Annotated in this window: 33 protein-coding genes and 1 pseudogene; 18 read left to right on the top strand and 16 right to left on the bottom strand. The window is 64.3% G+C overall.

The features are described 5' to 3' along the window. Both A5906_RS44320 and A5906_RS13200 read left to right on the top strand, forming a co-directional pair. Positions 1-484: PDZ domain-containing protein (locus A5906_RS44320; RefSeq protein WP_245326715.1), on the top strand; the 484-nt coding region annotated here is incomplete at its 5' end. A gap of 244 nt (positions 485-728) precedes the next feature. Continuing rightward, a complete protein-coding gene (locus A5906_RS13200; protein WP_080135631.1) occupies positions 729-1,091 on the top strand; it encodes a hypothetical protein in 363 nt (120 codons plus the stop codon). Positions 1,092-1,103: 12 nt separating this feature from the next. Here A5906_RS13200 and A5906_RS13195 read toward each other — a convergent pair whose 3' ends face one another. Beyond that, positions 1,104-1,370 carry a DUF6496 domain-containing protein gene (locus A5906_RS13195; protein ID WP_080135630.1) on the bottom strand — a complete coding sequence of 89 codons (267 nt, stop codon included), beginning with the start codon at positions 1,368-1,370 and terminating at the stop codon, positions 1,104-1,106. 87 nt (positions 1,371-1,457) lie between these two features. Further along, on the bottom strand, positions 1,458-1,646 hold the full coding sequence (locus A5906_RS13190; protein ID WP_080135629.1) for a DUF3072 domain-containing protein: 189 nt from the start codon (positions 1,644-1,646) through the stop codon (positions 1,458-1,460). Between the two features lie 115 nt (positions 1,647-1,761). Here A5906_RS13190 and A5906_RS13185 point away from each other — a divergent pair, with 115 nt between their 5' ends. After that, positions 1,762-1,983: a hypothetical protein gene (locus tag A5906_RS13185; protein ID WP_080135628.1), complete on the top strand. Its 222-nt coding sequence runs from the start codon at positions 1,762-1,764 to the stop codon at positions 1,981-1,983. 18 nt (positions 1,984-2,001) lie between these two features. After that, positions 2,002-2,178 (top strand): hypothetical protein, encoded by a 177-nt coding sequence (locus A5906_RS42995; protein ID WP_167523678.1) that lies wholly within the window; start codon positions 2,002-2,004, stop codon positions 2,176-2,178. A gap of 97 nt (positions 2,179-2,275) precedes the next feature. Here A5906_RS42995 and A5906_RS13180 read toward each other — a convergent pair whose 3' ends face one another. Then, positions 2,276-2,503, bottom strand: coding sequence for a hypothetical protein (locus A5906_RS13180; RefSeq protein WP_080135627.1), 228 nt, complete (start codon positions 2,501-2,503; stop codon positions 2,276-2,278). 95 nt (positions 2,504-2,598) lie between these two features. Next, the gene (locus tag A5906_RS13175) at positions 2,599-2,868 is read right to left on the bottom strand and encodes a hypothetical protein (protein ID WP_080135626.1); all 270 of its coding nucleotides are present in this window, start codon (positions 2,866-2,868) and stop codon (positions 2,599-2,601) included. A 71-nt stretch (positions 2,869-2,939) separates the two neighbouring features. Between A5906_RS13175 and A5906_RS13170 the strand changes: the two genes are divergently transcribed. Then, positions 2,940-3,230 (top strand): hypothetical protein, encoded by a 291-nt coding sequence (locus A5906_RS13170; RefSeq protein WP_245326714.1) that lies wholly within the window; start codon positions 2,940-2,942, stop codon positions 3,228-3,230. Here A5906_RS13170 and A5906_RS13165 read toward each other — a convergent pair. Next, positions 3,227-4,717 carry an HWE histidine kinase domain-containing protein gene (locus A5906_RS13165; RefSeq protein ID WP_080135712.1) on the bottom strand — a complete coding sequence of 497 codons (1,491 nt, stop codon included), beginning with the start codon at positions 4,715-4,717 and terminating at the stop codon, positions 3,227-3,229. The genes A5906_RS13170 and A5906_RS13165 overlap by 4 nt on opposite strands. Positions 4,718-4,731: 14 nt before the next feature. Further along, the gene (locus A5906_RS13160; RefSeq protein WP_080135624.1) at positions 4,732-11,028 is read right to left on the bottom strand and encodes a HAMP domain-containing protein; all 6,297 of its coding nucleotides are present in this window, start codon (positions 11,026-11,028) and stop codon (positions 4,732-4,734) included. Positions 11,029-11,305: 277 nt separating this feature from the next. Here A5906_RS13160 and A5906_RS13155 point away from each other — a divergent pair, with 277 nt between their 5' ends. Continuing rightward, a complete protein-coding gene (locus A5906_RS13155) occupies positions 11,306-11,602 on the top strand; it encodes a hypothetical protein (protein WP_080135623.1) in 297 nt (98 codons plus the stop codon). 6 nt (positions 11,603-11,608) lie between these two features. On the opposite strand, the gene A5906_RS13150 is transcribed toward A5906_RS13155, so the two are convergent. Further along, positions 11,609-12,118 (bottom strand): DUF4142 domain-containing protein, encoded by a 510-nt coding sequence (locus A5906_RS13150; protein ID WP_080135622.1) that lies wholly within the window; start codon positions 12,116-12,118, stop codon positions 11,609-11,611. A 93-nt stretch (positions 12,119-12,211) separates the two neighbouring features. Between A5906_RS13150 and A5906_RS13145 the strand changes: the two genes are divergently transcribed. From A5906_RS13145 to A5906_RS13140, 3 genes are all read left to right on the top strand, one after another. After that, the gene (locus A5906_RS13145; protein WP_080135621.1) at positions 12,212-12,406 is read left to right on the top strand and encodes a hypothetical protein; all 195 of its coding nucleotides are present in this window, start codon (positions 12,212-12,214) and stop codon (positions 12,404-12,406) included. A gap of 117 nt (positions 12,407-12,523) precedes the next feature. After that, a complete protein-coding gene (locus A5906_RS45970) occupies positions 12,524-12,655 on the top strand; it encodes a hypothetical protein (protein ID WP_283807688.1) in 132 nt (43 codons plus the stop codon). Positions 12,656-12,732: 77 nt separating this feature from the next. Beyond that, positions 12,733-12,939: a hypothetical protein gene (locus A5906_RS13140; RefSeq protein WP_080135620.1), complete on the top strand. Its 207-nt coding sequence runs from the start codon at positions 12,733-12,735 to the stop codon at positions 12,937-12,939. A 158-nt stretch (positions 12,940-13,097) separates the two neighbouring features. Here the strand turns inward: A5906_RS13140 and A5906_RS13135 are convergent, their stop codons facing one another. Further along, positions 13,098-13,346, bottom strand: coding sequence for a hypothetical protein (locus A5906_RS13135; RefSeq protein WP_080135619.1), 249 nt, complete (start codon positions 13,344-13,346; stop codon positions 13,098-13,100). Positions 13,347-13,519: 173 nt separating this feature from the next. On the opposite strand from A5906_RS13135, the gene A5906_RS42990 reads away from it, so the two are divergent. Beyond that, positions 13,520-13,678, top strand: coding sequence for a hypothetical protein (locus A5906_RS42990; protein ID WP_167523680.1), 159 nt, complete (start codon positions 13,520-13,522; stop codon positions 13,676-13,678). Positions 13,679-13,826: 148 nt separating this feature from the next. Here the strand turns inward: A5906_RS42990 and A5906_RS13125 are convergent, their stop codons facing one another. The 7 genes from A5906_RS13125 to A5906_RS13095 form a co-directional block, all read right to left on the bottom strand. Beyond that, complete coding sequence (locus A5906_RS13125) at positions 13,827-14,309, bottom strand: hypothetical protein (RefSeq protein WP_080135617.1); 483 nt, start codon at positions 14,307-14,309, stop codon at positions 13,827-13,829. Next, complete coding sequence (locus tag A5906_RS13120) at positions 14,309-14,656, bottom strand: DUF3147 family protein (protein WP_080135616.1); 348 nt, start codon at positions 14,654-14,656, stop codon at positions 14,309-14,311. The genes A5906_RS13125 and A5906_RS13120 overlap by 1 nt, the downstream gene beginning before the upstream one ends. Beyond that, positions 14,653-15,222, bottom strand: a complete 570-nt coding sequence (locus A5906_RS13115; protein ID WP_080135615.1) for a phosphatase PAP2 family protein — start codon at positions 15,220-15,222, stop codon at positions 14,653-14,655. The genes A5906_RS13120 and A5906_RS13115 overlap by 4 nt, the downstream gene beginning before the upstream one ends. Positions 15,223-15,293: 71 nt before the next feature. Next, positions 15,294-16,184, bottom strand: a complete 891-nt coding sequence (locus A5906_RS13110; protein ID WP_080135614.1) for an SDR family oxidoreductase — start codon at positions 16,182-16,184, stop codon at positions 15,294-15,296. 16 nt (positions 16,185-16,200) lie between these two features. Next, complete coding sequence (locus tag A5906_RS13105; protein WP_080135613.1) at positions 16,201-16,752, bottom strand: DUF4142 domain-containing protein; 552 nt, start codon at positions 16,750-16,752, stop codon at positions 16,201-16,203. A 63-nt stretch (positions 16,753-16,815) separates the two neighbouring features. After that, a complete protein-coding gene (locus tag A5906_RS13100; protein WP_080135612.1) occupies positions 16,816-17,043 on the bottom strand; it encodes a hypothetical protein in 228 nt (75 codons plus the stop codon). Between the two features lie 3 nt (positions 17,044-17,046). Continuing rightward, positions 17,047-18,834, bottom strand: a complete 1,788-nt coding sequence (locus A5906_RS13095) for a thiamine pyrophosphate-requiring protein (RefSeq protein ID WP_080135611.1) — start codon at positions 18,832-18,834, stop codon at positions 17,047-17,049. Positions 18,835-18,967: 133 nt separating this feature from the next. On the opposite strand from A5906_RS13095, the gene A5906_RS13090 reads away from it, so the two are divergent. From A5906_RS13090 to A5906_RS13080, 4 genes are all read left to right on the top strand, one after another. Beyond that, complete coding sequence (locus tag A5906_RS13090) at positions 18,968-19,342, top strand: PRC-barrel domain-containing protein (protein ID WP_080135610.1); 375 nt, start codon at positions 18,968-18,970, stop codon at positions 19,340-19,342. Between the two features lie 21 nt (positions 19,343-19,363). Next, positions 19,364-19,522 (top strand): hypothetical protein, encoded by a 159-nt coding sequence (locus A5906_RS42985; RefSeq protein WP_167523682.1) that lies wholly within the window; start codon positions 19,364-19,366, stop codon positions 19,520-19,522. Positions 19,523-19,731: 209 nt separating this feature from the next. Then, positions 19,732-20,910 (top strand): HlyD family secretion protein, encoded by a 1,179-nt coding sequence (locus tag A5906_RS13085; RefSeq protein WP_080135609.1) that lies wholly within the window; start codon positions 19,732-19,734, stop codon positions 20,908-20,910. Further along, on the top strand, positions 20,907-22,520 hold the full coding sequence (locus A5906_RS13080; protein WP_080135608.1) for a DHA2 family efflux MFS transporter permease subunit: 1,614 nt from the start codon (positions 20,907-20,909) through the stop codon (positions 22,518-22,520). Before A5906_RS13085 ends, A5906_RS13080 begins: the two co-directional genes overlap by 4 nt. 147 nt (positions 22,521-22,667) lie before the next feature. Here the strand turns inward: A5906_RS13080 and A5906_RS13075 are convergent, their stop codons facing one another. Next, complete coding sequence (locus A5906_RS13075) at positions 22,668-23,132, bottom strand: winged helix-turn-helix transcriptional regulator (protein ID WP_080135607.1); 465 nt, start codon at positions 23,130-23,132, stop codon at positions 22,668-22,670. Between the two features lie 162 nt (positions 23,133-23,294). Between A5906_RS13075 and A5906_RS13070 the strand changes: the two genes are divergently transcribed. From A5906_RS13070 to A5906_RS44315, 4 genes and pseudogenes are all read left to right on the top strand, one after another. After that, a complete protein-coding gene (locus A5906_RS13070; RefSeq protein WP_080135606.1) occupies positions 23,295-24,032 on the top strand; it encodes an SDR family oxidoreductase in 738 nt (245 codons plus the stop codon). A 62-nt stretch (positions 24,033-24,094) separates the two neighbouring features. Next, complete coding sequence (locus A5906_RS13065; protein ID WP_080135605.1) at positions 24,095-25,096, top strand: NAD(P)H-dependent flavin oxidoreductase; 1,002 nt, start codon at positions 24,095-24,097, stop codon at positions 25,094-25,096. Positions 25,097-25,204: 108 nt separating this feature from the next. Continuing rightward, positions 25,205-25,624 (top strand): hypothetical protein, encoded by a 420-nt coding sequence (locus tag A5906_RS13060; RefSeq protein WP_080135604.1) that lies wholly within the window; start codon positions 25,205-25,207, stop codon positions 25,622-25,624. A 126-nt stretch (positions 25,625-25,750) separates the two neighbouring features. Then, positions 25,751-26,571, top strand: a pseudogene (locus tag A5906_RS44315) (alkaline phosphatase D family protein); the annotation flags it as partial.

Below are 26,571 nucleotides of genomic sequence, written 5' to 3'. Positions count from 1 at the left end.
CACCGCCGTCAACGGCACCGCGATCAAGGACTCCCGCGACCTCGCCCGCACCATCGCGACGCTTGCGCCGGGTACGTCCGTGAAGCTCGATGTCTTCCGTAACGGCGGCAGCAAGACGCTCACGCTTACACTCGGCGAATTGCCGAACGAGCGGCAGGCCCAGGGCAATGGTAAGGCGGACGAGGGCAAGGCGCAGCCGGACAAGGGCACGCCGCGCCTCGGGCTCAGCCTGGCGCCGGCCGGCGAGGTGCAGGGCGCCGGACAGAAGGGCGTCGTCGTCACCGAGGTCGATCCGCAGGGGCCGGCAGCGCAGCGCGGCATCCAGACCGGCGACGTCATCCTCAATGTCGGCGGCAAGCCCGTCGCCAATGTCGGCGACGTCCGGTCCGAGCTGGCGCAGGCGAAATCGTCCGGCAAGAACAGCGTACTGCTTCAGGTCAAGGGCGCGGAGGCGACGCGGTTCGTCGCGGTGCCGCTCGCGTAAGTCTCTCCCTCGAACGGCAATTCAAAAGGCGGCCCTTGGGGCCGCCTTTTTCGTGCCGATCTGAAAGATACCCACAGGCCGAAGATAACATTCTCGTTAACGGCAGCATTGATGACGGGTTCGTCCGAAAAAGCCGTGTTCGCTGATCAGACTTTGGAGTCGTATATGACCTGCAGGGGGTGGAACTCCGAACGTCCGGCCGCTTTGTGAAACCGGCCGGCGTTCGCATTTGGTCGGTGCCGATATGGATCGATTGAAGCTCTCGCTGAGACGTGCGCTGCTAATCGCGCCGTTCTTGCTGTTCGCCGGAAGCGCCTTCGGGCGCGACGATGGCCGCTATGCTGACTCGCCGCTCAAACCCTGGTTCGACAGTCTGCGCAGCCATCTCGGCCCGTGCTGCTCCGATGCCGATGGATTTGCGGTCTCTGATCCCGATTGGGAATCCCACGACGGGCACTATCGCGTGCGTCTCGATGGTCAATGGGTGGATGTGCCGGATGAAGCCGTCATCACCGAGCCGAACCGCGCCGGCCGTACCATGGTCTGGCCGGTGAAGACCGCGTTCGGGATTTCGATCCGCTGCTTCATGCCGGGCAGCATGATCTGACGGGTGTCGGCGTCACCGCTTGCTGGACTTGCGCTTCGACGATTTCTTGGTCGTCTTTTTCTTCGACGTCTTCCGCTTGGAGCCCTTCTTCGGGACCTTCTTGCCCTTCTTGCGGGCCTTTGAGAGTCCAATCGCGATTGCCTGCTTGCGGCTCTTAACGCGTCCGCCGCGACCACCGCGGCCGCTCTTCGCGGTGCCTTTCTTGTAGCGGCGCATTTCGCTCTCGACATCGCTGCCGGAGCTGCGCGAGTAACGCCGTTTCTTTGCCTTGCGTGCCATGCGTTTTCTCCCTTGGCCGGAGAAAACCTCTCGACACAGGCATGGTTCCGCAAGCGCGTCGGCAAAGTTCCCGGTGAATGACGCAGGCTAGAAGGAGTTCGCGAGTTCGATCTCCGCCTCAAGCACCCGGATTCGGCGCGCGGCTTCGGCAAAGGACAGATCCCGCGCATATTGCGCAGGCTGATACGCCTCTTCGCTCAGCCGCTTCAGCCTCAACCCCCGGGTCATCTGCTCCATGAGAAAAGCCTTGGCATCGTATTTACCCTGAACCTGCATCTCCGCTCTCCATTCTGAAATCGCGACTTGACTATATGTTCTTATTTTGTTCTAACAAGCCATGGACAATAGAATTAATGAAATTCGACGGAAAATCAGTGCCTTGAGGCTAAAAATGGCCGATGTCGAGGCATCTGTGCGCGATCTCGTCAACGGCGATCGCGATTGCACGGAGGAGGCTCTGGCGCAGATGGAGCTGCGCCAGAGGGTCAATCTGCTGATCGGCGAATGGAAGGCGGCCGGGGGTGGCGACGTCCTGCCGGACGTCCACGATCGTGTCCGACTTCGCCCGCTGAAGAAAGTCGCTGATCCCGTGCGCGCGATCGCGCGCCGCTGAGAGCCTTGGGAGCGCGCCGTGGAGGAAGACCCGGATACATACCGGATCTTGAGACTGCGCGCCGAGATTCTCGAACTGGGCTCCGCGATCCGGCAATTGCAGCGGGAGGGTCTCGACGACGCCGCGGCCCAACTTCTCATCGCGCGCAAGCGGGCGCAACTCGATCATCTCGTGAAGACGCAGGCGGCGAGCTGAACGCCCCGACATCGGGCGCTAACGCGCTGCCATCATGTGCGTGAGGGAAAAGCAAGAAGGCCCCGCGATGCGGGACCTTCGATGAACCCGGCGCGCCTTACTTGGCGCCCGTGCCCTTGGTCATGGTGCCGCCCTGGTCGGAGCCGGGGCCAGAGCCGCCCTGGCCGGAGGGATCGGGGCTCTTGGTTTTGGTGTTGGCGCCCGTCGTCTGCGAGGACGACGAGGATTCATGTTTCGCCTTGTGCGATTTGGCCTGTGCGGCGAACGGGGCAGCGGCGAGGCCGGTTGCCAGCATCACGGCGAGAGCGAGCTTGGTTGTCTTCATGCGCGGGAACTCCCTGGGTTAAATTGACGCAGGCAGCCAACTGCCATTCATCGCATGAGTTCCCGACAAAGTGAGCCGCACGTTTCACGCGTGCTTCAACATTCCTTGTCCTCGTCAATGATGAACACGACGCCGGTGAGCGTCGCGCCGATCGCGAACGTCGTCACCAATGTGAGGGTGAAGACCAGAAGCGCCTGGCTTCCGCCATGATTGAGCAGATTGGCGACTGCCGGATTGGACAGGGCGAGCGTGAGACCGAATGCGAGCCCGAGAGCTGCGCCCATCATCGCATGCGTCACGAGTTTGATGACGCCAGTGGGAGAGATCAGGCTCGGCGGCTTCTTGGGTGTCTTGTTCGCACGCATGGAACCAACCCTCGATTGCACATGCAACGCGCGCGGATGATCGCGGGTTCCATTTGCATGAAGGAATTGTCATGGGCCGCTTCATCCGGCGTTCATGCCGGGCTTGCGAGGATGAAGGCGATCAACATGGGACATTCGATATGGGTAATGTCGTCTATCTCTATCGCTCGCTGGCCTATCGGAATGCGGCCGCAGACATTTTGCGCAAGGCGCGCAAGCTCCCGCGCGGAGCGGAGCGAAGCGCCGCCCGCCGCTATGCGATGGCGCTGCGCGATCTCGCACAAACGGAAGCCTGGCTCGAAGGGCGCGTCACCGATGAACCTCGGTCGATCCTGCGCGCCAAAGTCGCAGCGTCCGGCTAACCCGACGCGCGCTGCAGCTCAGGGGACGTGCCGGCGTCGAACTTGCCCTGCGCTGCCGAGGCAGCGGTCTTGCGGGTCAACGGCACCTCCAGGCGGCACAACAGGCCCTCGGCCCGCCAATCGAACTGCGCCTGTCCGCCGAGCTGGGACTCGACGCTCGCAAGCAGGCTCCGCGTACCGAAACCGCGGGACTTCGGCGTCCGCACCAGCGGACCGCCGGATTCCTCCCAGGTCAGCGTGAGGTGGTCTTCCTCGACCTGCCAGCCGATCAAGAGCCGGCCCGATCGCGTCGAGAGCGCGCCATATTTGGCGGAGTTGGTGAAGAGCTCGTGCAGCGCCAACGCCAGGGTCTGGGCCGTCGCAGGGACCAGCTGAACCTCGGGACCGGCCAATCGGATCTGGTCGCCGAGCGAATAGGGGGCAAGCTCCTCGTCGATCAGCTTGGAAAGCTCGGCGCCCTGCCAGCTCGACAGCGACAGGATCGTGTGCACGCGCGCCAGCGCGTTGATGCGCCCTTCGACGGCGTTGACATAGGCCTTGACCTCGTCGGCACGCGTGAGGCGCACGATCGATTGCGCCAGCGCCAGCGCATTCTTGGCGCGATGATCGACTTCCCGCGCCAGCAGGTTTTGCCGCTCTTCGGCACGCTTGCGTTCGGTGATGTCCACGGTGACTCCGCTGACGCGCACCACGCGGCCGCTATTGTCGGCCGTGGCGGCGGCCGTGCCGACACACCAGCGGATATCGCCATCGGGCCGCACGATGCGGAACTCCGTCTCATAGGCGCGTGTGCCCTTGTTGAATTCGGCGATGGCCTTGCGCAGCTGATCGACATCGTCCGGATGCAACAATGCCTGAACGTTCGCGGGATTGACCTCGAAGCTCTCCGGGCTCACGCCAAAGATGCGATATTGCCCCTCGTCCCACATCCAGTCGCCGTTGATCCAGTCCCAGTCCCAGGATCCCATCTTGCCGGCGGCAATCGCCATGCTGCGGCGCTGCTCGCTCTCGCGCAGCTTGGCGGTGGAGCTTTCCAGTTCCGCCGTGCGGGCGCGGACGCGGTCCTCGAGCTCCTGGTTCAGCCGTTCGAGCTCGCGGGTCTTGCGGTAGAGCTCGGAAAACACCTTGATCTTGGCGCGCAGCACCTCCGGCACCACCGGCACCGGCACGTAGTCGACCGCGCCCATCTCGTAGCCGCGCAGCCGGTCGATGTCGCTGACCTGAATGGCCGAGATGAAGATCATCGCGGTCTTCTGGAAACGGGGATGTTCCCGGATCATCGCCGCAAGCTCGAAGCCGTCGAGCTCGGGCATGCAGACGTCAACCAGGATCACCGCGATTTCGGTCTTGAGCAGAACCTCCAGCGCCTCGCGACCGGACGAGGCGATCACGAGGTTCTCGCCGAGATCCTTCAATATCACCTCATAGGCGAGCAGCTTGGCCGGCTGGTCGTCGACGAGGAGGATGTTGACCTTTTCGTGGTCCATTCGCGGATCCAAACTCACCGGTGCAGCCACATGCGTATCGCAAGCAGCAATTGATCTGTGTTGACGGGTTTGGCGAGGTAGTCGGACGCGCCGGCTTCCAGGCATTTTTCACGGTCGCCCTTCATCGCCTTGGCAGTCAGCGCGATGATCGGAAGACGGGCGAAGGCCGGGTTCTCGCGAATGACGCCGATGGTCTGATAACCGTCCATCTGCGGCATCATGATGTCCATCAGCACGATGGCGATTTCCGGGTTGGATTCGACCAGCGTGACGGCCTCGCTGCCCGTCGTCGCCGTCAGCACCTTCATGCCGCGCCGTTCCAGCACGCTCGACAGCGCGAAGATGTTCCGGGCGTCGTCGTCGACGAGCAGCGCGGTCTTGCCGATCAGGTCCTCGTCGGAACTGTTCAGCTTCTCCAGCATGCGCTGCTTCTCGACCGGGAGTTCCGTGATCACGCGGTGCAGGAACAAGGCGGTCTCGTCGAGCAGACGTTCCGGCGATTCCACGCCCTTGACCACGATGCTGCGCGCCATGGTGTGCAGCTCGGCATCTTCCTCCGCCGAAAGCTCCCGGCCGGTGAAGACCACCACCGGAACATTCGAGAGCACCTCGTCATTGCGGATCTGATCCAGCACCTCGAAACCGCTCATGTCAGGCAGGCGGAGATCGAGCACCACGCAATCGCAGGGTGCTTCGCGCAGCATCGAGAGGGCGCCGGCGCCGGTATCGGTCGTCACGATCTCGATGTCGTCGTGATGCAGCAACTCGCGGATCGAGAGCTGCTCGGCTTCGTTGTCCTCGACGATCAGGAGCCGCTTGCGCCTGGGACGCGCATATTCCTTGATCTGCGTCAGCGCGGCCGAAACGCCTTCGGTGGTCGTCGGCTTGTTGACGAAGGAGAAGGCGCCGCGCGCCAGCGCATGCTGGCGGTCCTCGTCGAGCGTGATGATCTGCACCGGGATATGGCGGGTCAGCGGATTGTGCTTGAGCTGGCTCAGCACGGTCCAGCCGAGCATGTCGGGCAGGAACACGTCGAGCGAGACCGCGCGCGGCTGGTACTGCTTGGCCAGCTCCAGCGCCTCCGCGCCACGCGCGGCGACCAGCACCTTGAAGCCCTTGTCGCGCGCGAGGTCGACGAGCACGCGCGCATAATGCGGGTCGTCCTCGACGATCAAGAGGATGCTGTCGCCGGGCTCGAGGTTGAGCCGGTCGTCGGGCAGCTGCTCGATGACGCGCTGCTGCTCCGGCGCGGCCGGCTGCAGCGCCGGCGGCTGGCTGTATTGCTGCGGAGACGGTGCCGCACGCGGCGCCAGCGTCGGTCCGGAATATTTCAGCGGCAGATAGAGCGTGAAAGTCGAGCCCTTGCCCGGCGCGCTGCGCAGATGGATTTCTCCGCCGAGGAGGCTCGCGAGCTCGCGGCTGATGGCAAGGCCAAGGCCGGTGCCGCCATATTTACGGCTGGTGCCGGCGTCGGCTTGCTGGAACGCCTCGAAGATCAGCTTCTGCTTCTCCAGGGGAATGCCGATGCCGGTATCGGACACCTCGAATGCGATCACGGCTGGCGCGGAGTTCAGCACCGGGTGATCCGTTCCCCAGCCGCCGAGGGCGCCGCCGACCTTCAGGCGCACTTCGCCTTCGGCGGTGAACTTGAAGGCGTTGGAGAGCAGGTTCTTCAGAACCTGTTGCAGGCGTTTGGAATCGGTCACGATGCTGCGCGCAAGATTCGGATCGACGTCGATCTTGAACGAAAGGCCGCGGTTCTCCGCTTCGTGCCGGAACGGCCGCCCGACCGTTTCGAGCAGGTTGGCGGTCAGGATCTCCTCGGCATCCACAGTCACCGTGCCGGACTCGATCTTGGAGAGGTCGAGGATGTCGCTGATGAGGTTGAGCAGGTCGGTGCCGGCGCCGTGGATGGTGCGGGCGAACTCGACCTGCTTGGCCGTGAGGTTGCCGTCCGGATTGTCGGTGAGCTGCTGGCCGAGGATCAGGATCGAGTTCAGCGGCGTGCGCAGCTCGTGGCTCATATTGGCGAGGAATTCGGACTTGTACTTCGAGGTCAGCGCGAGCTCGGTCGCCTTTTCCTCGAGCGCGCGGCGGGCCTGCTCGATCTCCTGGTTCTTGCGCTCGACCTCGACATTGCGCTCGGCGAGTTGCTGTGCCTTCTGCTCGAGCTGCTCGTTGGTCTGCTGCAATTCGCGCTGCTGGGTCTGGAGCTCGCCGGCGAGCTGCTGCGACTGCTTGAGCAGGCCTTCGGTCTGCATCGTCGCCTCGATCGAGTTGAGCACGATGCCGATCGAGTCGGTGAGCTGCTCCAGGAACGTCATCTGCGACGTCGTGAAGGAGGTGAGCGAGGCGAGCTCGATCACGGCCTTGACTTGGCCTTCGAACAGAACCGGCAGCACGACGAGGTTCTTCGGGGCGACACGGAACAGCGCGGAATTGATCGGCACCACGTCCGTCGGAATGTCCGCGACGACTCGCGGGCGCCTGTCCAGCGCGCACTGGCCGATCAGGCCCTCGCCGAATTGCAGCACGCGTTGATAGGGATAGACGCCGTCACCGGCGTAGGAGGCGAGCAGCAGGAGCTGCGGATTGTCCTCGCTCTCGATCTGATAGATCACGCCGGTATGGGCATTCACCAGGGGCGACAGCTCGGTCAGCAGCAGCCGGCCGACGGTGGTGAGGTCGCGCTGGCCCTGCAGCATGTTGGTGAATTTCGCGAGATTGGTCTTCAGCCAGTCCTGCTCGGTGTTCACGTCCGTCGTGAGACGGAGGTTCGTGATCATCGTGTTGATGTTGTCTTTCAACTCCGCGACTTCGCCGCGGGCATCGACTTGGATCGAGCGCGTCAGGTCGCCCTTGGTCACGGCGGTCGCGACTTCAGCGATCGCGCGGACCTGGGAAGTGAGGTTCGCGGCCAGGAGATTGACGTTGCCGGTGAGATCCTTCCAAGTGCCGGCAGCGCCCGGCACGTCGGCCTGGCCACCGAGGCGGCCTTCGACGCCGACTTCGCGCGCCACCGACGTCACCTGATCGGCGAAGGTCGCGAGCGTCTCGGTCATATTGTTGATGGTGTCGGCGAGCGCTGCAACCTCGCCCTTCGATTTCACCGTGAGGTTCTGCTTGAGGTCGCCGTTGGCGACCGCCGTCACCACCTTGACGATGCCGCGGACCTGCTCGGTCAGGTTTGCGGCCATGACGTTGACGGTGTCAGTGAGATCCTTCCAGGTGCCGGCGACGCCGGGCACCTGGGCCTGGCCGCCGAGCTCGCCCTCGGTGCCGACTTCGCGGGCCACGCGGGTGACTTCGCCGGCGAAGGCGTTAAGCTGATCCACCATGGTGTTGATGGTGTTCTTCAACTCGAGGATTTCGCCCTTCACGTCCACGGTGATCTTGCGGGACAAGTCGCCGCGCGCCACGGCGGTGGTGACTTCGGCGATGTTGCGCACCTGCGTGGTGAGGTTCGCAGCGAGGAGGTTGACGTTGTCGGTGAGGTCCTTCCAGGTGCCGCCGACGCCGGGCACGACGGCCTGGCCGCCGAGCCGGCCTTCGGTGCCGACCTCGCGCGCCACGCGCGTCACTTCGGCGGCGAAGGAACGGAGCTGCTCGACCATGGTGTTCAGCGTATCCTTCAGCAGCAGGATCTCACCGCGCACGTCTACCGTGATCTTTTTCGAGAGGTCGCCGCCGGCGATGGCGGTTGCGACCTCGGCGATGTTGCGGACCTGCGCGGTCAGGTTCGACGCCATGAAGTTGACGTTGTCGGTGAGGTCCTTCCAGGTGCCGGCGACGCCGGGCACCTCGGCCTGGCCGCCGAGCTTGCCTTCGGTGCCGACCTCGCGCGCGACGCGCGTGACTTCGCCGGCGAAGCCGTTGAGCTGGTCCACCATGGTGTTGATGGTGTTCTTCAGCTCGAGGATTTCGCCCTTCACGTCCACGGTGATCTTGCGCGACAAGTCGCCGCGCGCGACGGCGGTGGTCACTTCGGCGATGTTGCGGACCTGGGCGGTGAGGTTGCCCGCCATCGAGTTCACGCTGTCGGTCAGGTCCTTCCAGGTGCCGGCGACGCCGGGCACGTTGGCCTGACCGCCGAGGCGCCCTTCGGTGCCGACCTCGCGCGCCACGCGCGTCACCTCGCCCGCGAAGCGGTTGAGCTGGTCGACCATCGTATTCAGCGTGTCCTTGAGCTGAAGGATTTCGCCGCGGACGTCCACCGTGATCTTGCGCGAGAGGTCGCCGCCGGCGATGGCGGTTGCGACCTCGGCGATGTTGCGGACCTGGGCGGTGAGGTTGCCCGCCATCGAGTTGACGTTGTCGGTCAGGTCCTTCCAGGTGCCGGCAACGCCCGTCACCTGCGCCTGGCCGCCGAGCTTACCTTCGGTGCCGACCTCGCGCGCGACGCGCGTGACTTCGCCGGCGAAGGCGTTTAGCTGGTCGACCATGGTGTTGAGCGTTTCCTTCAGCTGAAGGATTTCTCCCGACACGTTCACCGTGATCTTCTTCGACAGGTCGCCCTTGGCGACGGCGGTCGCGACCTCGGCGATGTTACGGACCTGGCCGGTCAGGTTGGAGGCCATCGAGTTGACGGAGTCCGTGAGGTCCTTCCAGGTGCCGGCGACGCCGCGCACCTGGGCCTGGCCGCCGAGCTTGCCTTCCGTGCCGACCTCGCGCGCGACGCGCGTGACTTCGCCGGCGAATGCGTTGAGCTGGTCCACCATGGTGTTGATGGTGTCCTTCAGCTCGAGGATCTCGCCGCGCACGTCCACGGTGATCTTCTTGGACAGGTCGCCGCCCGCGACCGCCGTCGTCACCTCGGCGATGTTGCGCACCTGCGCGGTCAGGTTCGAGGCCATCGAGTTGACGCTCTCGGTGAGATCCTTCCAGGTGCCGGCGACGCCGAGCACGTTGGCCTGGCCGCCGAGCCGCCCTTCGGTGCCGACCTCGCGCGCGACGCGCGTGACTTCGCCGGCGAATGCGTTGAGCTGGTCCACCATGGTGTTGAGCGTTTCCTTCAGCTGAAGGATCTCGCCCGACACGTTCACGGTGATCTTCTTCGACAGATCGCCACCGGCGATGGCGGTCGCGACGTCGGCGATGTTCCGGACCTGCGCGGTCAGGTTCGACGCCATGAAGTTGACGTTGTCGGTCAGGTCCTTCCAGGTGCCGGCGACGCCCGGCACCTGGGCCTGACCGCCGAGCTTGCCTTCGGTGCCGACTTCGCGCGCGACGCGCGTGACCTCCGAGGCGAAGGAGTTGAGCTGGTCCACCATCGTGTTGATGGTGTCCTTCAGCTCCAGGATCTCGCCGCGTACGTCCACGGTGATCTTGCGCGACAGGTCGCCGCGCGCCACGGCCGTGGTGACGTTGGCGATGTTGCGGACCTGGGCGGTGAGGTTGCCGCACATCGCGTTCACGGAGTCCGTCAAGTCCTTCCAGGTGCCGGCGACGCCGGGCACGATGGCCTGGCCGCCGAGCTTGCCGTCGGTGCCGACCTCGCGCGCCACGCGCGTCACTTCCGAGGCGAAGGAGCGGAGCTGGTCCACCATCGTGTTGATGGCTTCCTTGAGCTGAAGGATCTCGCCGCGGACGTCGACGGTGATCTTCTTCGACAAGTCGCCGTTGGCGACCGCGATCGTCACCTCGGCGATGTTGCGAACCTGGTTGGTCAGGTTGTTCGCCATCGAGTTGACGCTCTCGGTCAGATCCTTCCAGACGCCGGTCACTTCCGGCACCTGGGCCTGGCCGCCGAGCTTGCCTTCGGTGCCGACCTCGCGCGCCACGCGCGTCACCTCGGAGGTGAACACGCCGAGCTGCTTGATCATGGTGTTGACGATGTTAGCCGACTGCAGGAACTCGCCGCGGAGCGGACGGCCGTCGACGTCGAGCTTGACGGTCTGCAGCAGGTCGCCTTGTGCCACCGCCGCAACCGCGCGAGTCACTTCGCGGGTCGGCCAGAGCAGATCGTCGATCAGCGTGTTGACGGAGCCCTCCATGTCCGCCCAGGAGCCGGAGGCGAGGCCGAACTTCACGCGCTGCCGGGTCTTGCCCTCGCGCCCCACCACCTGGCCGACCAGCTCGAGCTGCTGCGCCATGCGCTGGTTGGCGGCGATGATTTCGTTAAAAATGTCGGCGATCTTGCCGTCGATGCCGAGATAGTCGCCGCTCATGCGCACCGAGAAATCGCCGCTGCGCATCGCTTGCAGCGCGAGCAGCAATTCCGGCCGGGAATCCGGCTCCGACATTCCGTTGGTTTTGGGTTTCGGGACGCGACGACCGGAGCGTGATGCAGTTCCGGGATCGAGGTCGCTCATACTTGATTCCCCCGCAGGCGCCGGCCGAATCTAAGGCGAGACGCAATTGGTCAAAATAGAGCGTCAGCCAAATTCGAAATCAAGCGCCAAGGTTGCGGCACGTGGAAATGGAACCTGCTTTGCTCAGCCCGGCCCAGATAACGATGGTGGATGGCATCGGTTCCATTCGGTTCTTGAAAAAATTCGGCCTCTGCGGGACTTCGAGCCGGCTGCTGTTGGGCGCCCGTTCGGAACGGAGGGCCAACCCTGCCGGTTAGCGGGCACAGGGAGAGAGCAGATGCAGATCAAAACAGGATTCACTGCGGTCGCCGTCGCCGCATTGCTCGCCGGTTCGGCCTTCGCGCAGGGTGAACCCAGCGGCCGCGGGGCCGTGACCGGCGATCCCGCCGCAAGCTCCGCCACCCCAAAGGATGCACCGACCACCGGGACCGCCACCCGATCGAACCCCAGCGGCAGCGGCACGTCGACCTCGGGCGGCCGGGACGACAACGGGGATGCGGGGCGAGACAAGATGCCGGACAGCGACCGTGCGGTGCGGCCGGAGAACCAGCAGCATCATCCGAACGACAAGTGAGCAGAGCTACTTGTCCGCCATGGTGCGCTCGGCGTCCTTGACCTGCAAGCGCAGCAGCGGCAGCTGGCCGCGCGCGAACTCTGCAAGCGCTGCGTTGTCGGGGGCCTTCAGGTAGCGTTCGAGCAGGGCGATGGTTGACTCATATTCGGGGATCTGCGCGGCATAGAAAGTCCGGACGTAGGCCGGTCCGTCCGAGCTGTCGGAATCGATGAGGCCAGCGCTCGCCGCCGTCTTGCCGATGCGCGGCTCGGCGCCGATCGCCTCCTGAATATCCTTGAGGGTCTTGTCGCGTTTCGCAGCTTCTTCAGCGCGCAAGGCGGCAAGGTTTTTCACCTCCGCATTGCCCTTCAGGTCGGTGCTCTCCAGAAGGTCGTGCTGGAAGCGGCTGAACGCGTAGAGGCCGCTGATGACGTCCAGGGCCGTCGGCGCGCGATTATCGGGCCTTTGTTCGCCGGCGCCGTCGGCCAGCGCTGCGCTGCCAAGGAACGCCAGGATGATCGCGACAAGGACTCGCATCCATGACAATGACCGCCGCCGTGCGAAGTTCCCCCAGGTTAACATCCTGCAAGGGCGGTTGCGACTGGGGAGTTCCGTCCCCACGTCCTCTCCATGAAACAGTCTGACATCTTCAGGGACAACGCCGAGAACTGCCTGCAGCTCGCCGAGCGCGCGGAAGGACAGCCCGCCTACAAGCGCTATTCGCGCATGGCGGATGCCTGGACGGCGCTCGCAAGGGAGCAGGACTGGCTCGATGGCGAAATCCCGCCCGTGACGGTCCGCATTCCTCAGAACCAGGAGGCATAGGCGGATCGTCTTCGTGCATCTGCGTGTGAGGCGGCGCACGGAACGCAAGCGACCGATCTAGGATCATCCGGGAACAGGTGATCGCGCGGGTTTTCGATTCCAGAAGGAGTTTTTGCCATGGCTCCCCGTCTTGCCCTTCTTTCCCTCATTCTCGCCTTTGGCGTCTCGGTTGCGTTCGCAATGGTGACGACGGTACGGCAGGTGCATCTCGAGAAGACGTCGGTTGCGGTTCATGCCGCGCATGGTTAGCGCTGCTCGCGTCCGGAACATTCGGCGCGGACATGCGTAGCCGCTTCGATAGATCAAGAGAGAAGCGAGAGCACATCATGGCCCATTCCGACCACGGCATCGTCAAGGACAAGCGCGCGGAGGAGCAGCCGCGCGACAAGCAGCGCGCCCAGACAGTGCACAAGACGGATCCGAAGGGCTCGCCGTCGCGAGAGGCGACGCGCGATCCCAAGCTCACCGATCAGCACAAGACGCCAGGCTCTGGCGTCATGCCGGACGATTCCGGCGACGCGCCGACCGGCTAGAGGATGGTCCACTAGAGGGTTCTCGTAAGGAACGAATCCGCGCGCGACGAGTCGACGGATTGCTTCCGGTTGGCATGCCCCCGGTGCGCCGGAAGCAATCTCCAAGGACGGCCCTGGCACCCATCGTGTCGGGGTCGTTTTGTCTTGCGAGGCTTTGATCAGTCCTCTTTGCTGCCTTCGGGGTCGCTTTGAGTGTGGCCTTCGGGTCCTCGGCCGAATACGCCAAAACTGCTGGACTTTACGCCGGCAGCCGCATCGACGCCCGCCGCCGCCAGTCCGAACTTGAGCAGTTCGCGGACGGCCGCAGCACGGGTCGGCATGCGGTGTTTGAACCGGAAATCATCAACCGCGGCCAGCTCCTCGGGTGAGAGCATGACCTGGAGGCGCTCGGCGCGAAGGTCATTCATGGTCGATCACGCAAAATGAGTAAGTTGAGTAGTCTACTCAACAAGCCAAGTTGGCGGGAGTTCCATAAGAGTCGATAAAGCTGCCAAATGAGTAAAAATTACGAATAAAATCAATAAGTTATATTGAAACGAGTCGCGCGATGGCGCATTCTCCTGCAATAGGGAGTCGGGCCATGACGGAAGAGGTCAGGTTACCCCGCAAGCTTTCCGACGAACCGGAAGCGCCCAAGCCGGTGCGTCCGAGCCACCAGAAGGTCATCGATCAAGTTGAGCGCTGGGCCAACAGCCCGGGCTTGCAACCCCCGAGGACGGACGATGCGAAGACGGTCTGAACCCCACACATTCGAACAGCGCCTCGACGCGCAGAGGCTGCGGCTCGAGCACGAGCTTGCAAGTCTGCCGCTCGGCGTTCAGCGGGATTCCGTTGCCGCACGCATCGAGCAACTTCATGCTGCCGCGGAGATGTTCGAGTTCCTGAAGCTACGGGACGCTTCGACGACGGGCTGATCGCGAGCCGGCTTCGGACGACAGGCGCTGCGAGACGGTACGAAAGCTCCGTCTCATCCACCATGCCGAGACTGAAACTACAGCCCAAGCGAAGATGGCGGCGACAAAGGCCGCTACGCTGCTGACGGCAACCGTGACGTAGAAGACGGCGGCGAACGCAGCAAGCCCGATGCTTCCCATGGCGGCGCCGGCAGCGTCGAGCGCTGCGGCCTCTTGCCCACGCCGGCGGCCGTCGAGACCTGCCTTCTCCTTGGCCCGGCGCTCATGACTTTCGATCAGCGTCGCGCTGGCGCAGAAGATGGCGGGAAGGGCAAGGAAGAGCCCGCCTATGGGGGTACCGAAGCTCGCACCCATTGCGCCCGCCAGCACTGTCGCCAATCCGCCGAGCGCGAAGCGAATGGCGTATTCGTACCAGCGTGTTTGCTTCAGCGCCGATGGGGACAGCTTAACCAGCATCAGGCGGCACCTCCGAAGCTCGTGAGCAGGCCGAAGGCGACGACCAGCCACACTGCAAAGGCGAGAACGGTAGCGGGCAGCGCGGCAAGACGAGACCTCATCAGCAGATGGCACACGGCGAGGCTGTAGCAGGCGAGCGCGATCGCGCCATAGATCATGGTCCAGCTTTCGGCTGCGGCGTAGGCTCTGCCATGCTGCACGATCGCGATTGCGAGCGTGGCGAGGGCGACCGAGGGTGCGGCGCCGAGCAGGCCGGCAAAGCTCTTTGGCCGCAGCATGTCGCCGAGGATCGCGAAAGCTGAGACGATCACCCCGCCGGCGATGAAGCGCACGACATATTCGGTCATGACTGCACCCGCTTGTGGCGCCGGGGCAGTGTGAGCGGCCTGAGAAGTCGTTCGACGACAATGCCGAGCGAGAACCCCGCCAGCACATCGCTTGGCCAATGCGCCAGCAGCGCAACGCGCGTCAGCGAAAGTGCGACCGCGATGAAGCGTACCGCGCGGCGCGGCCTTGTCGGCAAGAGACCCGCTGCCGAGGCGAGCGCACCCATATGCATGGCATGGCCTGAGGGAAAGGCATCCCGCGGTCGCCCGGAAAAGGGGACGCCGTTCCGATGGCCGCGAACGGTCATCCGATCGGGGCGTGTCTGGTCGAACACGGACTTCAGCGCATGCGGCAGCGCCGCGGTCGCCAAGGTCACTGCCAGGACATGATTTGCGGCGGGCCGTGCCTGCGGACGCCGCAAATGGGCGTACAGCCACCCTGCAGCCGCAAGCGCAAGAAGCACGTGCTCGTCGGCCGCCCAGGTCAGCGTCTGCGCTGCCTGCTCCAGCCCTGCATTGGTGTGGTCGGCGATCTCATTCGCGATCGCTGTATCGATCCGAGTGGGTTTGACTGCTACGAGTGCCATCGGTCCGCGGTCGGTGAAATGTCCTCCATGACACTATTGTAAAGCGGGAATGACGATGACGGTTCCTGCGGCTAGGGTTGCCCGGATCCGCCGGCTGCGCCATAGACCTGACCGGTCGCGTAGCTCGCATCGGCCGCGGCAAGTTGCACGTAGATGGAGGCGAGTTCGGCGGGCTGGCCGGGGCGGCCGAGTGGCGTCATGCCGCCGAACTTCTCGAGCTTCTCCATCGTGGCGCCGCCGGAGACCTGGAGCGGCGTCCAGATCGGACCGGGTGCCACGCCATTGACGCGAATACCCTTCGGCCCCAGCTGCTTAGCCAGCGACTTCACGTAGTTCATCGTCGCGGCCTTAGTCTGTGCGTAGTCGTAGAGCTCCGGAGACGGATCGTAGGCCTGCTCGGACGTCGTGCCGATGATGCACGAGCCTGGCTTCAGGTGCGGCAGGGCCGCCTTGATGATCCAGAACGGAGCGTAGATGTTGGTCTTCATGGTCGCGTCGAAATCCTCGGAAGATACGTCGAGGATCGACTCGCGTGTCTGCTGCCGCGCGGCGTTGCAAACGACGATGTCCAGGCCGCCAAGGCCCTGCACGGCTTGTTCCACCAGCTGCCGGCAGAACGCCTCGTTGCGGAGATCACCGGGGATCGCAAGCCCGATGCGTCCTTCCTTCTTGATCAGGGCGATGACGTCCTGCGCATCGGGTTCTTCGTTCGGAACATAGTTGATGGCGACGTCGGCACCTTCGCGTGCATAGGCGATCGCGGCGGCGCGGCCCATTCCGGAATCGCCGCCGGTGATGAGTGCCTTGCGGCCCATGAGGCGGCCGGAGCCCTTGTAGCTGGTCTCGCCATGGTCGGGCCGCGGTTCCATCTTGCCGGCGAGGCCGGGCCAGGGCTGCGACTGCTTCTTGAACGGCGGTTTCGGATAGCGGCTGACGGGATCTGTCGACTTCTGCTCGGCCACGGGCGCCCTCAAGACATTACTTCGACTGGCCGACGCTCGGCGCCTTGCCGAGCTCTTTGGCCATCTCAAGATGGTGCCTGAGCGCGGGCAGCGTCTTGCCGGCCCAGTCCTTCAGCTCGGCGTTATCGCCGCCCTTGGCGTACCGTTCGAACAGCGACACTGCGTCTTCGTGCGCGCTGACCTGATAGGAATTGTAGTCGGAGCTGAAGTCCTTGCCGGTCGCGCCCTTGAGCTTGTCGAGCTTGCTCTGGTGCGAGCTGTCGAGCGCCGTCGGCAGCGTCGCCTGGACCTTGCCGTTGCCGACCAGACCCTTGAGCTCGCTGCTGGTCTTGGTGTGGTCCGTCATCATCTGCTGTGCGAAGGATTTCTCCTGCGCGTTGCCCTTCTGCTCTGCGAGCTTGCTCGCCTCGATCTCGAACATGTCGCTGATCCCGACCTCCTTGACGAAGTCGGCCGTGGTCGGCGCGACGCCGAGCGCCGAATTGACGCCGGTCTTCTCGCCGAGCGACTGGGCGAGCGCGGGACCCGCGAGAAGCACGCAGGCAAGAGTGATGACGGTTCGTTTCATGGTCCGGTCCTCTGAATTGGCGGTGCGCTTGCGCCGATCAACCCGGGAGCCGGACCGAGGTTCCTAATCCGTCGGATAGCGGCCGGTGCGCGGGTTGATCGGATCGGTCGGCTTGCGCCGCAGCCTTTCCGGCAGGAACGGCTCGCCCGGCGCAGCCGACGGCTCCGCGCGCACGTCCGCATGGCGCTGTGCGCGCTCGTGCGGCGTCCTGTTGTCGTTGAAGTGCTGATTCACATCGACACCGTCGACGGGATCGTTGACGCCATTCTTGATGTCGCGAAAGTCGCTCATGGCTCACTCCTTTCCGGGCAGGATCGTCTCGAGCACCTGTCTTGCTGCACCCTTGATGACGCCGCCCTCGTTGGGATCGCCCTTCATCAGCGCCAGCGTGAAGTTCTTGGCCTGCTGCAGGGTGATATGTGGCGGCAGTGGCGGCACCTCGGGGTCGGTCTTCACCTCCAGGACCACAGGCATCTCGCTTGCCAGCGCCTGCTCCCAGGCGGAGCCCAGGAGTTGCGGACTGTCGACATAGATACCCCGCAGCCCGACCAGTTCGGCAAAGCGCGAGTAGGACACATTTGGAATCTGCTGCGATGCCTCGAACTTGGGATCGCCATTGATGATGCGCTGCTCCCATGTCACCTGGTTGAGGTCTTCGTTGTTGAAGACGCAGACGATGAAACGCGGGTCGCGCCAGGAACGCCAGTATTTGGCCGCGGTGATCAGCTCGGCCATGTTGTTCATCTGCATGGCGCCATCACCGACGAGAGCGATCACCGGGCGGTCCGGATGGGCGTATTTCGCGGCGAGCGCATAGGGGACTGCAGCGCCCATCGAGGCAAGGCCGCCGGACAGGGAGGCTGTCATGCCGCGTCGCATCTTCAGATCGCGCGCGAACCAGTTGGCGCAGGAGCCGGAGTCGCTGGTGATGATGGCGCGGTCGGGCAGCCGCGGCGACAACTCCCAGGCGACGAGCTGCGGATTGACCGGCGTGGCCGGCTGGTGCGCGCGATCATTCAGGGTTTTCCACCATCTGGCGACGTCGTCCGCGATACCCTTGCGCCAGGCACCATCGGTCTTCGGCGCAAGCCGCGGCAACAGAGCGCGAAGCGTCTCGGCCGCATCGCCGACGAGGCCGACCTCCATGGGAAAGCGGATCGACATCATGCTGGCGTCGATGTCGATCTGGACGCCGCGGCAGCTGCCTTCCTTCGGCAGGAATTCGGCATAGGGAAAGGCAGAGCCGACCATCAGCAGCGTGTCGCATTCCGTCATCATGTTGTAGCTGGGCTCGGTGCCGAGCAGGCCGATCGAGCCCGTGACCCAGGGCAGATCGTCGGGCAACGCGGCCTTGCCGAGCAGGGCCTTGGCGCAGCCTGCCGACAGCCGGTCGGCAACCGCGATCACCTCGTCGGTGGCGTGAAGTGCGCCGGCGCCGATGAGCATCGCAACCTTCTTGCCGGCGTTGAGCACCTCCGCGGCGCGGTCGAGCTCATCCTCGCGCGGCGTGACACGCGGCGCGCTGTAGCCGACGCCGGAATGCAGCGTGCCGTGCGCGCGGGGCGGACTTTCGTATGGTTCTTCCTGGAGATCGTTGGGCAGGATGAGCGCTGTCGGGGTCCGCCGGGCGAGCGCGGTCCGCACGGAGCGATCGATCAGATGGCGCACCTGCGCAGGCGAAGATGCCTGCATGACATAGGCGCCGGCGACATCCTTGAACATCGAAACGAGATCGAGTTCCTGCTGATAGCTCCCGCCGAGCGCGTTGCGCGCCTGCTGGCCGACGATCGCGAGCACCGGCTGGTGATCGAGCAGCGCATCGTAGAGCCCGGTAACGAGATGCGAGGCGCCGGGGCCGGAGGTTGCGATGCAGACACCGAGCTGGCCCGAGAATTTCGCGTATGCGCTCGCCATGAACGCCGCCATCTCCTCGTGCCGCGCCTGCACGAAGCCGATCTTGCCCTCCGCGCGGTTCATCGCGCCGAACACGCCGTTGATGCCGTCGCCGGGATAGCCGAAGATATGGCGCACGCCCCATTGATGCAGACGCTGGACGATGAAGTCGGAAACGGTCTGGGACATCGCGCATGGCCCTCTATGAAGCTCAGAGAACCGCTCGTTCCCTGCGATGTTCCTGACTTGCCGCCGGAACATGGACCGGAACGATCGCACGCCTGTCAGGTTGGTCCACAGATTGGCTGAGTGGAGAATTGCAATGTTGAATCAAGGCGAGCTGGATCGCAGCGAGATGGGCCGGTTGATCGGCAGCGACAAGGTCGAGGGAACATCGGTCTACGGTGCCGACCGCAACCGCATCGGTTCGATCGAACGCGTGATGATCGACAAGATCAGCGGCAAGGTGTCCTACGCCGTGCTCGGTTTCGGCGGATTCCTCGGCCTCGGGAACGACCACTATCCCTTGCCCTGGCAGTCGTTGAAATACGACACCGAACTTGGCGGATATGTCACCGGCATTACCACCAAGGAGCTGGAAGGCGCGCCGAAATACGGCGCGAAGAGCGATTGGAACTGGAGTGACGACGCCGCCGTTCGCGGCATCAACTCGTACTACGGTGTTCCGTTCGCATAGTGCTTCACGGAAGGAGATCCGATGAGCAAGGAGCGGCCTAACGACGATCCCCGGCAGCAGACCGACTGGGGGTCCCACGCCCAGACGGACAAGCCCTGGAAGGGCAATCCGGAGAAGGAGCAGGGATCGGACAAGGTGAAACCCGATCTCGAGAAATGGCACGAGACCAAGACGCACTGAGTCAAGGCACACTGGGCCGAGTGCGTCGGCACGACAATCGAGGCGAGCGCGGCACGGTGCGTGCCGCGTTTGCTTTTGACCCTTGCAATCAAGAATGGCGATGACGCCCTCAGGTTGTGGAACCATGCCTCAGTGCCAAGGTTAGGCTGGCGGCGCGAAAGCTCGCTTTGCCGCTCCGCGCCGCCCAATCCCGAGAAAGGTGTGCACAAGTGGATGCTCAAACCCGGGAGCGTGGGGCGCGCGCGGAGCAGCCGTTGCCGCCCCGGACAGAGGAAGCTCCGAAGCATTCTCCGGATCAGGGGAGTGAAGCGAAAGGTCAATCGAAAGAACAGTCGGGCAAGCCGGCGAAGTCGCCATCGCTGCGCGAGAGGCTCCGCGAGCACTGGTTGTTTGCCATTGTCGGCGCCATCGTGCTGGTCGCGGCACTCGTCGGCGGTCTGCTCTACTGGCTTGACGTGCGCCACTATGAATCCACGGATGACGCCTTCGTCGCCGCGCGCAGCTTTTCCGTGGCCTCGAAGGTCGGCGGCTACGTGACCGATATTCCGGTGACCGACAATCAGCATGTCGACGCCGGCGGACTGCTGGCCAGGATCGACGCGCGCGATTATCGCATCGCAGTCGATCAGGCCAGCGCTCAGGTCGCGGTCGCCAGGGCGAACATCGCCAATGTCGAGGCGCAGATCGAGTCGCAACAAGAGCAGATCAAGCAGGCTCAGGCGCAGCTCGAACAGGCCCAGGCCCAGCTCCAATTCTCGCAGGAAGAGTTCAAGCGCGCCGAGGATCTGGTCGAGAAGGGTGCCGGCACCGTGCAGCGCCAGCAGCAGACCCGTTCCGATCTTCAGGCGCAGCAGGCCAATACCGAGCGGACCAAAACCGCGGTGACCGCCGCGCAACTCGGTATCAAGACGCTGCAAGCCCAGCTGGAAGGCGCCAAGGCGCAGTTCGAACAGTCGCAGGCGCAGCTCGATCAGGCCAGGCTGAACCTGCAATACACGAGCGTCGTCGCGGCGCAGTCCGGCCGCGTTGTCAAACTTTCGGGCGCAAAGGGGACCTTCGTCTCGGCGGGGCAAAGCCTGATGATGTTCGTGCCTGACGAGGTCTGGGTCGTCGCCAACTACAAGGAGACCCAGCTCAACGACATGCGGCCGGGCCAGCCGGTCGAGATCCGCATCGATGCGTATCCGGGCCGCAAGCTGACCGGCCATGTCGATTCCGTGCAGCCTGGCTCCGGCACCGCGTTCAGCCTGCTGCCTGCGGAGAACGCCACCGGCAACTACGTCAAGGTGGTGCAGCGCGTGCCGGTGAAGATCGTGGTCGACAACTGGCCGGCCGATCTGCCTGTCGGTCCCGGCATGTCGGTCGTGCCCTGGACCAGGGTGCGATGAGCGTCGTCGCGCAAGATGGCGCGTCCGGCTGGTCGCCGGAGCGCTCGGCGGCCGGCGGGCACAATCCCTATCTGATCGCCTTCGTGGTTTCGATCGCGACCTTCATGGAAGTGCTCGATACCACCATTGCCAACGTTGCGCTGCGGCACATCGCCGGCGGGCTCGCAGTGGGCATCGACGAGAGCACCTACGTCATCACCAGCTATCTCGTCGCCAATGCCATCGTGCTGTCGATCTCGGGCTGGCTGTCGACCGTGATCGGCCGCAAGCGGTTCTACATGATCTGCGTGGCGACGTTCTCAATTGCCTCGCTGCTGTGCGGCTTCGCGTGGAATTTGCAGTCGCTGGTGCTGTTCCGGATCCTTCAAGGCCTCGGCGGCGGCGGCATGGCCACCAGCGAGCAGGCGATTCTCGCCGACTCCTTCCCGCCGCACAAGCGCGGCCAGGCCTTCGCCGTCTACGGCGTCGCCGTCGTGGTCGCGCCGGTGATCGGCCCGACGCTCGGCGGCTGGATCACCGACACCTATAGCTGGCACTGGGTGTTCCTGATCAACGTGCCGATGGGGCTGCTCTCGCTGTTTCTGGTCGGCACGCTGGTCAAGGAGCCATCGGGGGCGGAGGCGGAGAGGGAGAAGCTGCTGAGCAAGGGGCTGCGCGTCGACTATATCGGCTTCCTGCTGGTCGCGATCGGGCTCGGCTCGCTCGAATTCGTACTCGACGAAGGCCAGCGCAACGACTGGTTCGGATCGACCATGATCGTCGTGTTCGCGCTGCTCGCGGGCGTCTGCCTGCTCGCGCTGATTCCGTGGGAGCTGACGCGCGAGGATCCCATTGTCGATATCCGCCTGCTCGGCCGCCGCCAGTTCGGTGCCTGCTTCCTGGTCATGCTGGGGACCGGTGCAGTTCTGATCTCGACGACTCAGCTGTTGCCGCAACTGCTCCAGACCGAGCTGAACTACACGGCCATGCTGGCCGGCCTGGCTCTGTCACCCGGTGGCGTCGCAACCCTGGTGCTGATGCCCGTGGTCGGCCGCCTCGTCAGCGCGGTGCAGCCGAAATACCTCATCATGTTCGGTGCTGCCATTGTCGCCTTCGCGATGTGGCATCTCACCGGCCTGACCGGCGACATCACCTATGGCTATGCGGCGCTGTCGCGCATCTTCCTCGCGCTGGGCCTGCCCTTCCTGTTCTTGCCGGTGACGACCGCATCCTATGACGGCGTGCCGCCCGAGAAGACCAACCAGGCCTCCGCGCTGATCAATGTTGCCCGCAACCTCGGCGGCTCCATGGGCGTCGCGCTGGCGCAGACGATTTTGGCGCAGCGCCAGCAATTTCATCAGAGTCGCCTCGTCGAGCACGCCGCCCCGTCCGATCTCGGCTACCAGCAGGCCATCGACGCCATGACGCGCTACTTCCAGGCGCAGGGCTCGAATGCGAGCGACGCGGCAGCGCAGGCGGTCGCATGGGTCGGAAAGACACTGCAGCAGCAGGTCGACCTGCTCGCCTATATCGATGTGTTCTGGACGCTCGCGATCGTTGCGGTGCTGATGATCCCCACGGCGGCGGTGCTGCGCCCGATCAATCTCGGGGCGCCGGCGCGGGGGCATTGAGGCTCTGCTCGCTCTTTAATGTCGTCCCGGCGAAGGCCGTACCGCGCGATTAATCAATTGCGTATGGTCGTAGTACCGACCTCCCGGTCTTCGCCAAACGTATCCCTGGGGTAAAGGGTCCTGGCTTTCGCCGGGACGACAGCGGGCTCACCCTACCACTTCCCTCCGCCCCGGCCCCGCATGCACATGAACCTGCTTGGCATGCAGTACCTCGCCGCATTCCGAGCACACCATCACGGGATCGAACAGCTTGCCGCAATTCTTGTGCTCGTGCAGCAGCGGGCGGCCGCGCTCGTCGCCCATGTGGGTGTCGCCCCAATGCACCATGGCCATGATGATCGGGTAGAGGTCGAGGCCTTTCTGGGTGAGGATGTATTCGTAGCGCTTGGGCGCCTCGGAGTAGGGGACGCGGCGCAGGATGCCGAAGCGAACCAGCTTCTTCAGCCGTTCCGAGAGCAGGTGCCGTGTGATCTGGAGCGAGGACTGAAAAGCCTCGAACCGACGCACGCGCAAAAAGCACTCGCGCAGGATCAGGAGCGTCCAGCGATCGCCGACCACCGCGACGGTGCGGGAAAGCGAGCAGGGCTCCTCATCCAGCATGTCCCACTTCATGATCCGGTCTCCGGCGCTGCATTAGTCAGTCAGAAAAAGGAACTGACCTGAACGATCAACGCAATTTCTCCCGAAATTTAGCATCGCTGCTGTCAGTTTGACAGTTCTATTTTAGAACTATAGCTTTCGTCCCAATGACATCACCGATCGGAGGAGGCGACCTTGCCCAAGCGAAACGCGACAGCCGCAGTGATCGGGGCCGGCGATTTCATCGGGTCCGAGATCGCCAAGAAATTCGCCGCCGAAGGATTTTCGATCTTCGCCGGGCGCCGCAACGGCGACAAGCTGGCGCCGCTCGTGAAGGACATCGAGGCCGCCGGCGGCGAGATCCACGCGCGCTCGCTCGATGCGCGCAAGGAGGATGAGGTGATCTCGTTCCTCAACGACGCCGACAAGCACGCGCCGCTCGAGGTCTGCATCTTCAACGTCGGCGCCAATGTGAATTTCCCGATCCTCGACACCACCGAGCGCGTGTTCCGCAAAGTGTGGGAGATGGCCTGCTATTCCGGCTTCCTCGCCGGGCGAGAGGCGGCGCGGTTGATGCTGCCGCGCGGCGGTGGCAACATCTTTTTCACCGGAGCGACGGCCTCCTTGCGCGGCGGCAGCGGCTTTGCCGCCTTCGCCAGCGCCAAGTTCGGCCTGCGCGCGGTGGCGCAGGCGATGGCGCGCGAGCTCGGGCCGAAGAACATCCACGTCGCCCATCTCATCATCGATTCCGGCGTCGACACTGAATGGGTGCGCCAGCGCCGGCTCGAGGCGCTCGGACCGAACGCGCTCGACAATCCCGACCTGCTGATGCCGCCATCGTCGGTGGCGGACGCCTATTGGCAGCTTTACCAGCAGCCGAAGAGCGCCTGGACCTTCGAGATGGAGATCAGACCGTTCGGAGAGAAATGGTGACCGACGCGCAAAAGTCCGGCTAGACTGATCACAACCCAAGCAAAATTCCGGGAGGTACTTAAGTGAAGACCGCGATCACCGAACTGTTCGGCATCGAGCACCCCATCATCCAGGGCGGCATGCATTTCGTCGGCTTTGCCGAGCTGGCGGCTGCGGTCTCCAATGCCGGGGGACTCGGGATCATCACGGGTCTCACGCAGAAGACGCCGGAATTACTGGCGAAAGAGATCGCGCGCTGCCGCGACATGACCGACAAGCCGTTCGGCGTGAACCTCACCTTCCTGCCGACCTTTTCCGCGCCGCCTTATCCGGAATATATCGCGGCGATCGTCGAGGGCGGCATCAAGGCGGTGGAGACCGCGGGCCGCAGCCCCGAACAATACATGCCCGCGCTGAAGGCCGCCGGCATCAAGGTCATCCACAAATGCACCTCGGTGCGCCATTCGCTGAAGGCCGAGCGCATCGGCTGCGACGCCGTCAGCGTTGACGGCTTCGAGTGCGGCGGCCATCCCGGCGAGGACGACATCCCCAACATGATCCTGCTGCCGCGCGCGGCGGAGGAATTGAAGATCCCGTTCGTCGCCTCCGGCGGCATGGCCGACGGGCGCAGCCTCGTCGCGGCGCTGTCGCTGGGCGCGGCCGGCATGAACATGGGCACGCGCTTCATCGCGACCAGGGAAGCACCTGTCCATCAGAACGTGAAGAACGCGCTTGTTGCGGCCACCGAGCTCGACACCCGCCTGATCATGCGCGCGCTGCGCAACACCGAGCGCGTGCTGAAGAACGCCAATGTCGATCGCCTGCTCGAGATCGAGCGCGAGAAGGGCGCCAAGCTCACCATCGACGACATTCACGACCAGGTCGCCGGCGTCTATCCCAGGATCATGCTGGACGGACAGATGGACGCCGGCGCCTGGAGCTGCGGCATGGTCGCCGGCCTCATCCACGACATCCCCTCCTGCAAGGAACTCATCGATCGCATCATGGACGAGGCGGAAACCATCATTCGCGGCCGCCTGCTGGGGTTCCTGGATGGGACGGCGGCGACGCGAAAGGTCGCCTGACACCGTCAAACTCTTAACCACGGCGGCAACCGGCCGCTGGAATTCGGCGCGACGCCTCCTAAATAGGGGGTAAATTACCCCTTAATAATTCAATTTCAGGAGGCGTCCGTGGTCCTGAAAAGCGTTCCTTTTGCGGTTGCCGTCGCCCTCGTCGTTGCGTGGGGTGGCATCGCGCGCGCTGACGACTACAAGCCTGACGAATATCTCGGTCTCGATCTCTCCAAGGCCGTGCTGTCGCCGAAGCGGCTCGGGCCCGAGACGCAGTTCGCGCCGGTCGCACTCGAAGCGCGCGGGGGCAACGACGCGCAGGCGCGGGTCGAGCCGATGGACGCGCCGAAGAAAATCGCTGCCGAACGCGTGCATGTGCCCGAGCCGAAGGTTGTGCATGCCAGGAGCACGCAGCCGCGCGGTGTCGCCCGCGCCAAGCTCGCGCATCGCCACGGCAGTCCGCTCGACGCGCAGGCGATGGACACCCGCATCCAGACTTGGCCATGTCGCTCCGGCGGCATCTGCAACTGGAAGCGCTGAGGGGCGCCTAGCCATTCGTCCGTCATCCCCGCGTCGCAAAACCGTAGGCATGGAGTCAAGAAACCGTCAGGGTAGGAGTCAAGGAGCGCAGGCACCTTCCGTCGCGATTCGACGAAGGTCTCCTGAATGGCAACGCTCCGCGCGCAGCGCGCATGGACCCGGCGGCAATTCCTGGTCCGCTCCACCTCCAGCCTCGCCGTTGCCTCGCTCGGCACGCTCGCAAAACCCAGCATCTGCCGCGCCGCCGACCGCCCGCAAATCGCGGGCGGCATCCAGTCAGGTGACGTCTCGGATGGCTCTGCCGTAATCTGGGCGCGCGCCGATCGGGCCGCACGGATGCATGTGGTGTGCTCGACCGTCGAGAGCTTCAAGACCGTCATTGCATCGGCTTCGCGCGATGCGTTGCCCGACGCCGACTTCACCGCAAAACTGCTGTTGAACGACCTGCCGGCCGGGCAGGATATCTTCTATCGCGTCCGCTTCGACGACATCGCGACCGGGATTGCCGGGGAAAGTCGCATCGGTCATTTCCGCACAGCGCCGGCCGCTGGCCGGTCGATCTCGTTCCTGTGGTCCGGCGACACCGCGGGGCAGGGCTGGGGCATCGACGTCGCGCGCGGCGGCTATCGCAGCTATCGCACCATGCTCGACAACCATCCGGATTTCTTCATCCACTCCGGTGACCACATCTACGCAGACTGCACGATTCCCGCAGAGCAGAAGCTGCCGAACGGCGAGATCTGGCGCAACATCGTCACCGAGGAGAAGGCCGAGCTCGCGCACACGCTGGCGCAGTTCCGCGGCAACTACAAATACAATCACCTCGACGAGCACTTTCGCGCCTTCCACGCCGAGGTGACGATGTTCGCTCAATGGGACGATCACGAGGTCACCAACGATTGGTCGCCGACCGGCAGCTACGACGAGGCGGGCTTCGAGGACGACGG

This window comes from Bradyrhizobium sacchari (assembly GCF_002068095.1).
Lineage (GTDB): Bacteria > Pseudomonadota > Alphaproteobacteria > Rhizobiales > Xanthobacteraceae > Bradyrhizobium > Bradyrhizobium sacchari.
Note: the sequence above shows the minus strand (reverse complement) of the source record. Positions and strands in the feature narration are given on the sequence as shown.

Excerpts from the sequence above, each read along its gene's own strand:
- A5906_RS13190 (WP_080135629.1), bottom strand. The coding sequence starts at position 1,646 with ATGCAGGTTCAGGGTAAATACGATGCCAAGGCTTTTCTCATGGAGCAG.
- A5906_RS13180 (WP_080135627.1), bottom strand. The coding sequence starts at position 2,503 with ATGAAGACAACCAAGCTCGCTCTCGCCGTGATGCTGGCAACCGGCCTC.
- A5906_RS45970 (WP_283807688.1), top strand. The coding sequence starts at position 12,524 with ATGGCTCCCCGTCTTGCCCTTCTTTCCCTCATTCTCGCCTTTGGCGTC.
- A5906_RS13150 (WP_080135622.1), bottom strand. The coding sequence starts at position 12,118 with ATGCGAGTCCTTGTCGCGATCATCCTGGCGTTCCTTGGCAGCGCAGCG.
- A5906_RS13115 (WP_080135615.1), bottom strand. The coding sequence starts at position 15,222 with ATGGCACTCGTAGCAGTCAAACCCACTCGGATCGATACAGCGATCGCG.
- A5906_RS13125 (WP_080135617.1), bottom strand. The coding sequence starts at position 14,309 with ATGCTGGTTAAGCTGTCCCCATCGGCGCTGAAGCAAACACGCTGGTAC.
- A5906_RS13140 (WP_080135620.1), top strand. The coding sequence starts at position 12,733 with ATGGCCCATTCCGACCACGGCATCGTCAAGGACAAGCGCGCGGAGGAG.
- A5906_RS13160 (WP_080135624.1), bottom strand. The coding sequence starts at position 11,028 with ATGAGCGACCTCGATCCCGGAACTGCATCACGCTCCGGTCGTCGCGTC.
- A5906_RS13105 (WP_080135613.1), bottom strand. The coding sequence starts at position 16,752 with ATGAAACGAACCGTCATCACTCTTGCCTGCGTGCTTCTCGCGGGTCCC.
- A5906_RS13100 (WP_080135612.1), bottom strand. The coding sequence starts at position 17,043 with ATGAGCGACTTTCGCGACATCAAGAATGGCGTCAACGATCCCGTCGAC.
- A5906_RS13095 (WP_080135611.1), bottom strand. The coding sequence starts at position 18,834 with ATGTCCCAGACCGTTTCCGACTTCATCGTCCAGCGTCTGCATCAATGG.
- A5906_RS13175 (WP_080135626.1), bottom strand. The coding sequence starts at position 2,868 with ATGCGTGCGAACAAGACACCCAAGAAGCCGCCGAGCCTGATCTCTCCC.
- A5906_RS13135 (WP_080135619.1), bottom strand. The coding sequence starts at position 13,346 with ATGAATGACCTTCGCGCCGAGCGCCTCCAGGTCATGCTCTCACCCGAG.
- A5906_RS13120 (WP_080135616.1), bottom strand. The coding sequence starts at position 14,656 with ATGACCGAATATGTCGTGCGCTTCATCGCCGGCGGGGTGATCGTCTCA.
- A5906_RS13170 (WP_245326714.1), top strand. The coding sequence starts at position 2,940 with ATGGGCCGCTTCATCCGGCGTTCATGCCGGGCTTGCGAGGATGAAGGC.
- A5906_RS13145 (WP_080135621.1), top strand. The coding sequence starts at position 12,212 with ATGAAACAGTCTGACATCTTCAGGGACAACGCCGAGAACTGCCTGCAG.
- A5906_RS42990 (WP_167523680.1), top strand. The coding sequence starts at position 13,520 with ATGACGGAAGAGGTCAGGTTACCCCGCAAGCTTTCCGACGAACCGGAA.
- A5906_RS42985 (WP_167523682.1), top strand. The coding sequence starts at position 19,364 with ATGAGCAAGGAGCGGCCTAACGACGATCCCCGGCAGCAGACCGACTGG.
- A5906_RS13195 (WP_080135630.1), bottom strand. The coding sequence starts at position 1,370 with ATGGCACGCAAGGCAAAGAAACGGCGTTACTCGCGCAGCTCCGGCAGC.
- A5906_RS13185 (WP_080135628.1), top strand. The coding sequence starts at position 1,762 with ATGGCCGATGTCGAGGCATCTGTGCGCGATCTCGTCAACGGCGATCGC.
- A5906_RS13200 (WP_080135631.1), top strand. The coding sequence starts at position 729 with ATGGATCGATTGAAGCTCTCGCTGAGACGTGCGCTGCTAATCGCGCCG.
- A5906_RS13090 (WP_080135610.1), top strand. The coding sequence starts at position 18,968 with ATGTTGAATCAAGGCGAGCTGGATCGCAGCGAGATGGGCCGGTTGATC.
- A5906_RS13165 (WP_080135712.1), bottom strand. The coding sequence starts at position 4,717 with ATGGACCACGAAAAGGTCAACATCCTCCTCGTCGACGACCAGCCGGCC.
- A5906_RS13075 (WP_080135607.1), bottom strand. The coding sequence starts at position 23,132 with ATGAAGTGGGACATGCTGGATGAGGAGCCCTGCTCGCTTTCCCGCACC.
- A5906_RS13155 (WP_080135623.1), top strand. The coding sequence starts at position 11,306 with ATGCAGATCAAAACAGGATTCACTGCGGTCGCCGTCGCCGCATTGCTC.
- A5906_RS13080 (WP_080135608.1), top strand. The coding sequence starts at position 20,907 with ATGAGCGTCGTCGCGCAAGATGGCGCGTCCGGCTGGTCGCCGGAGCGC.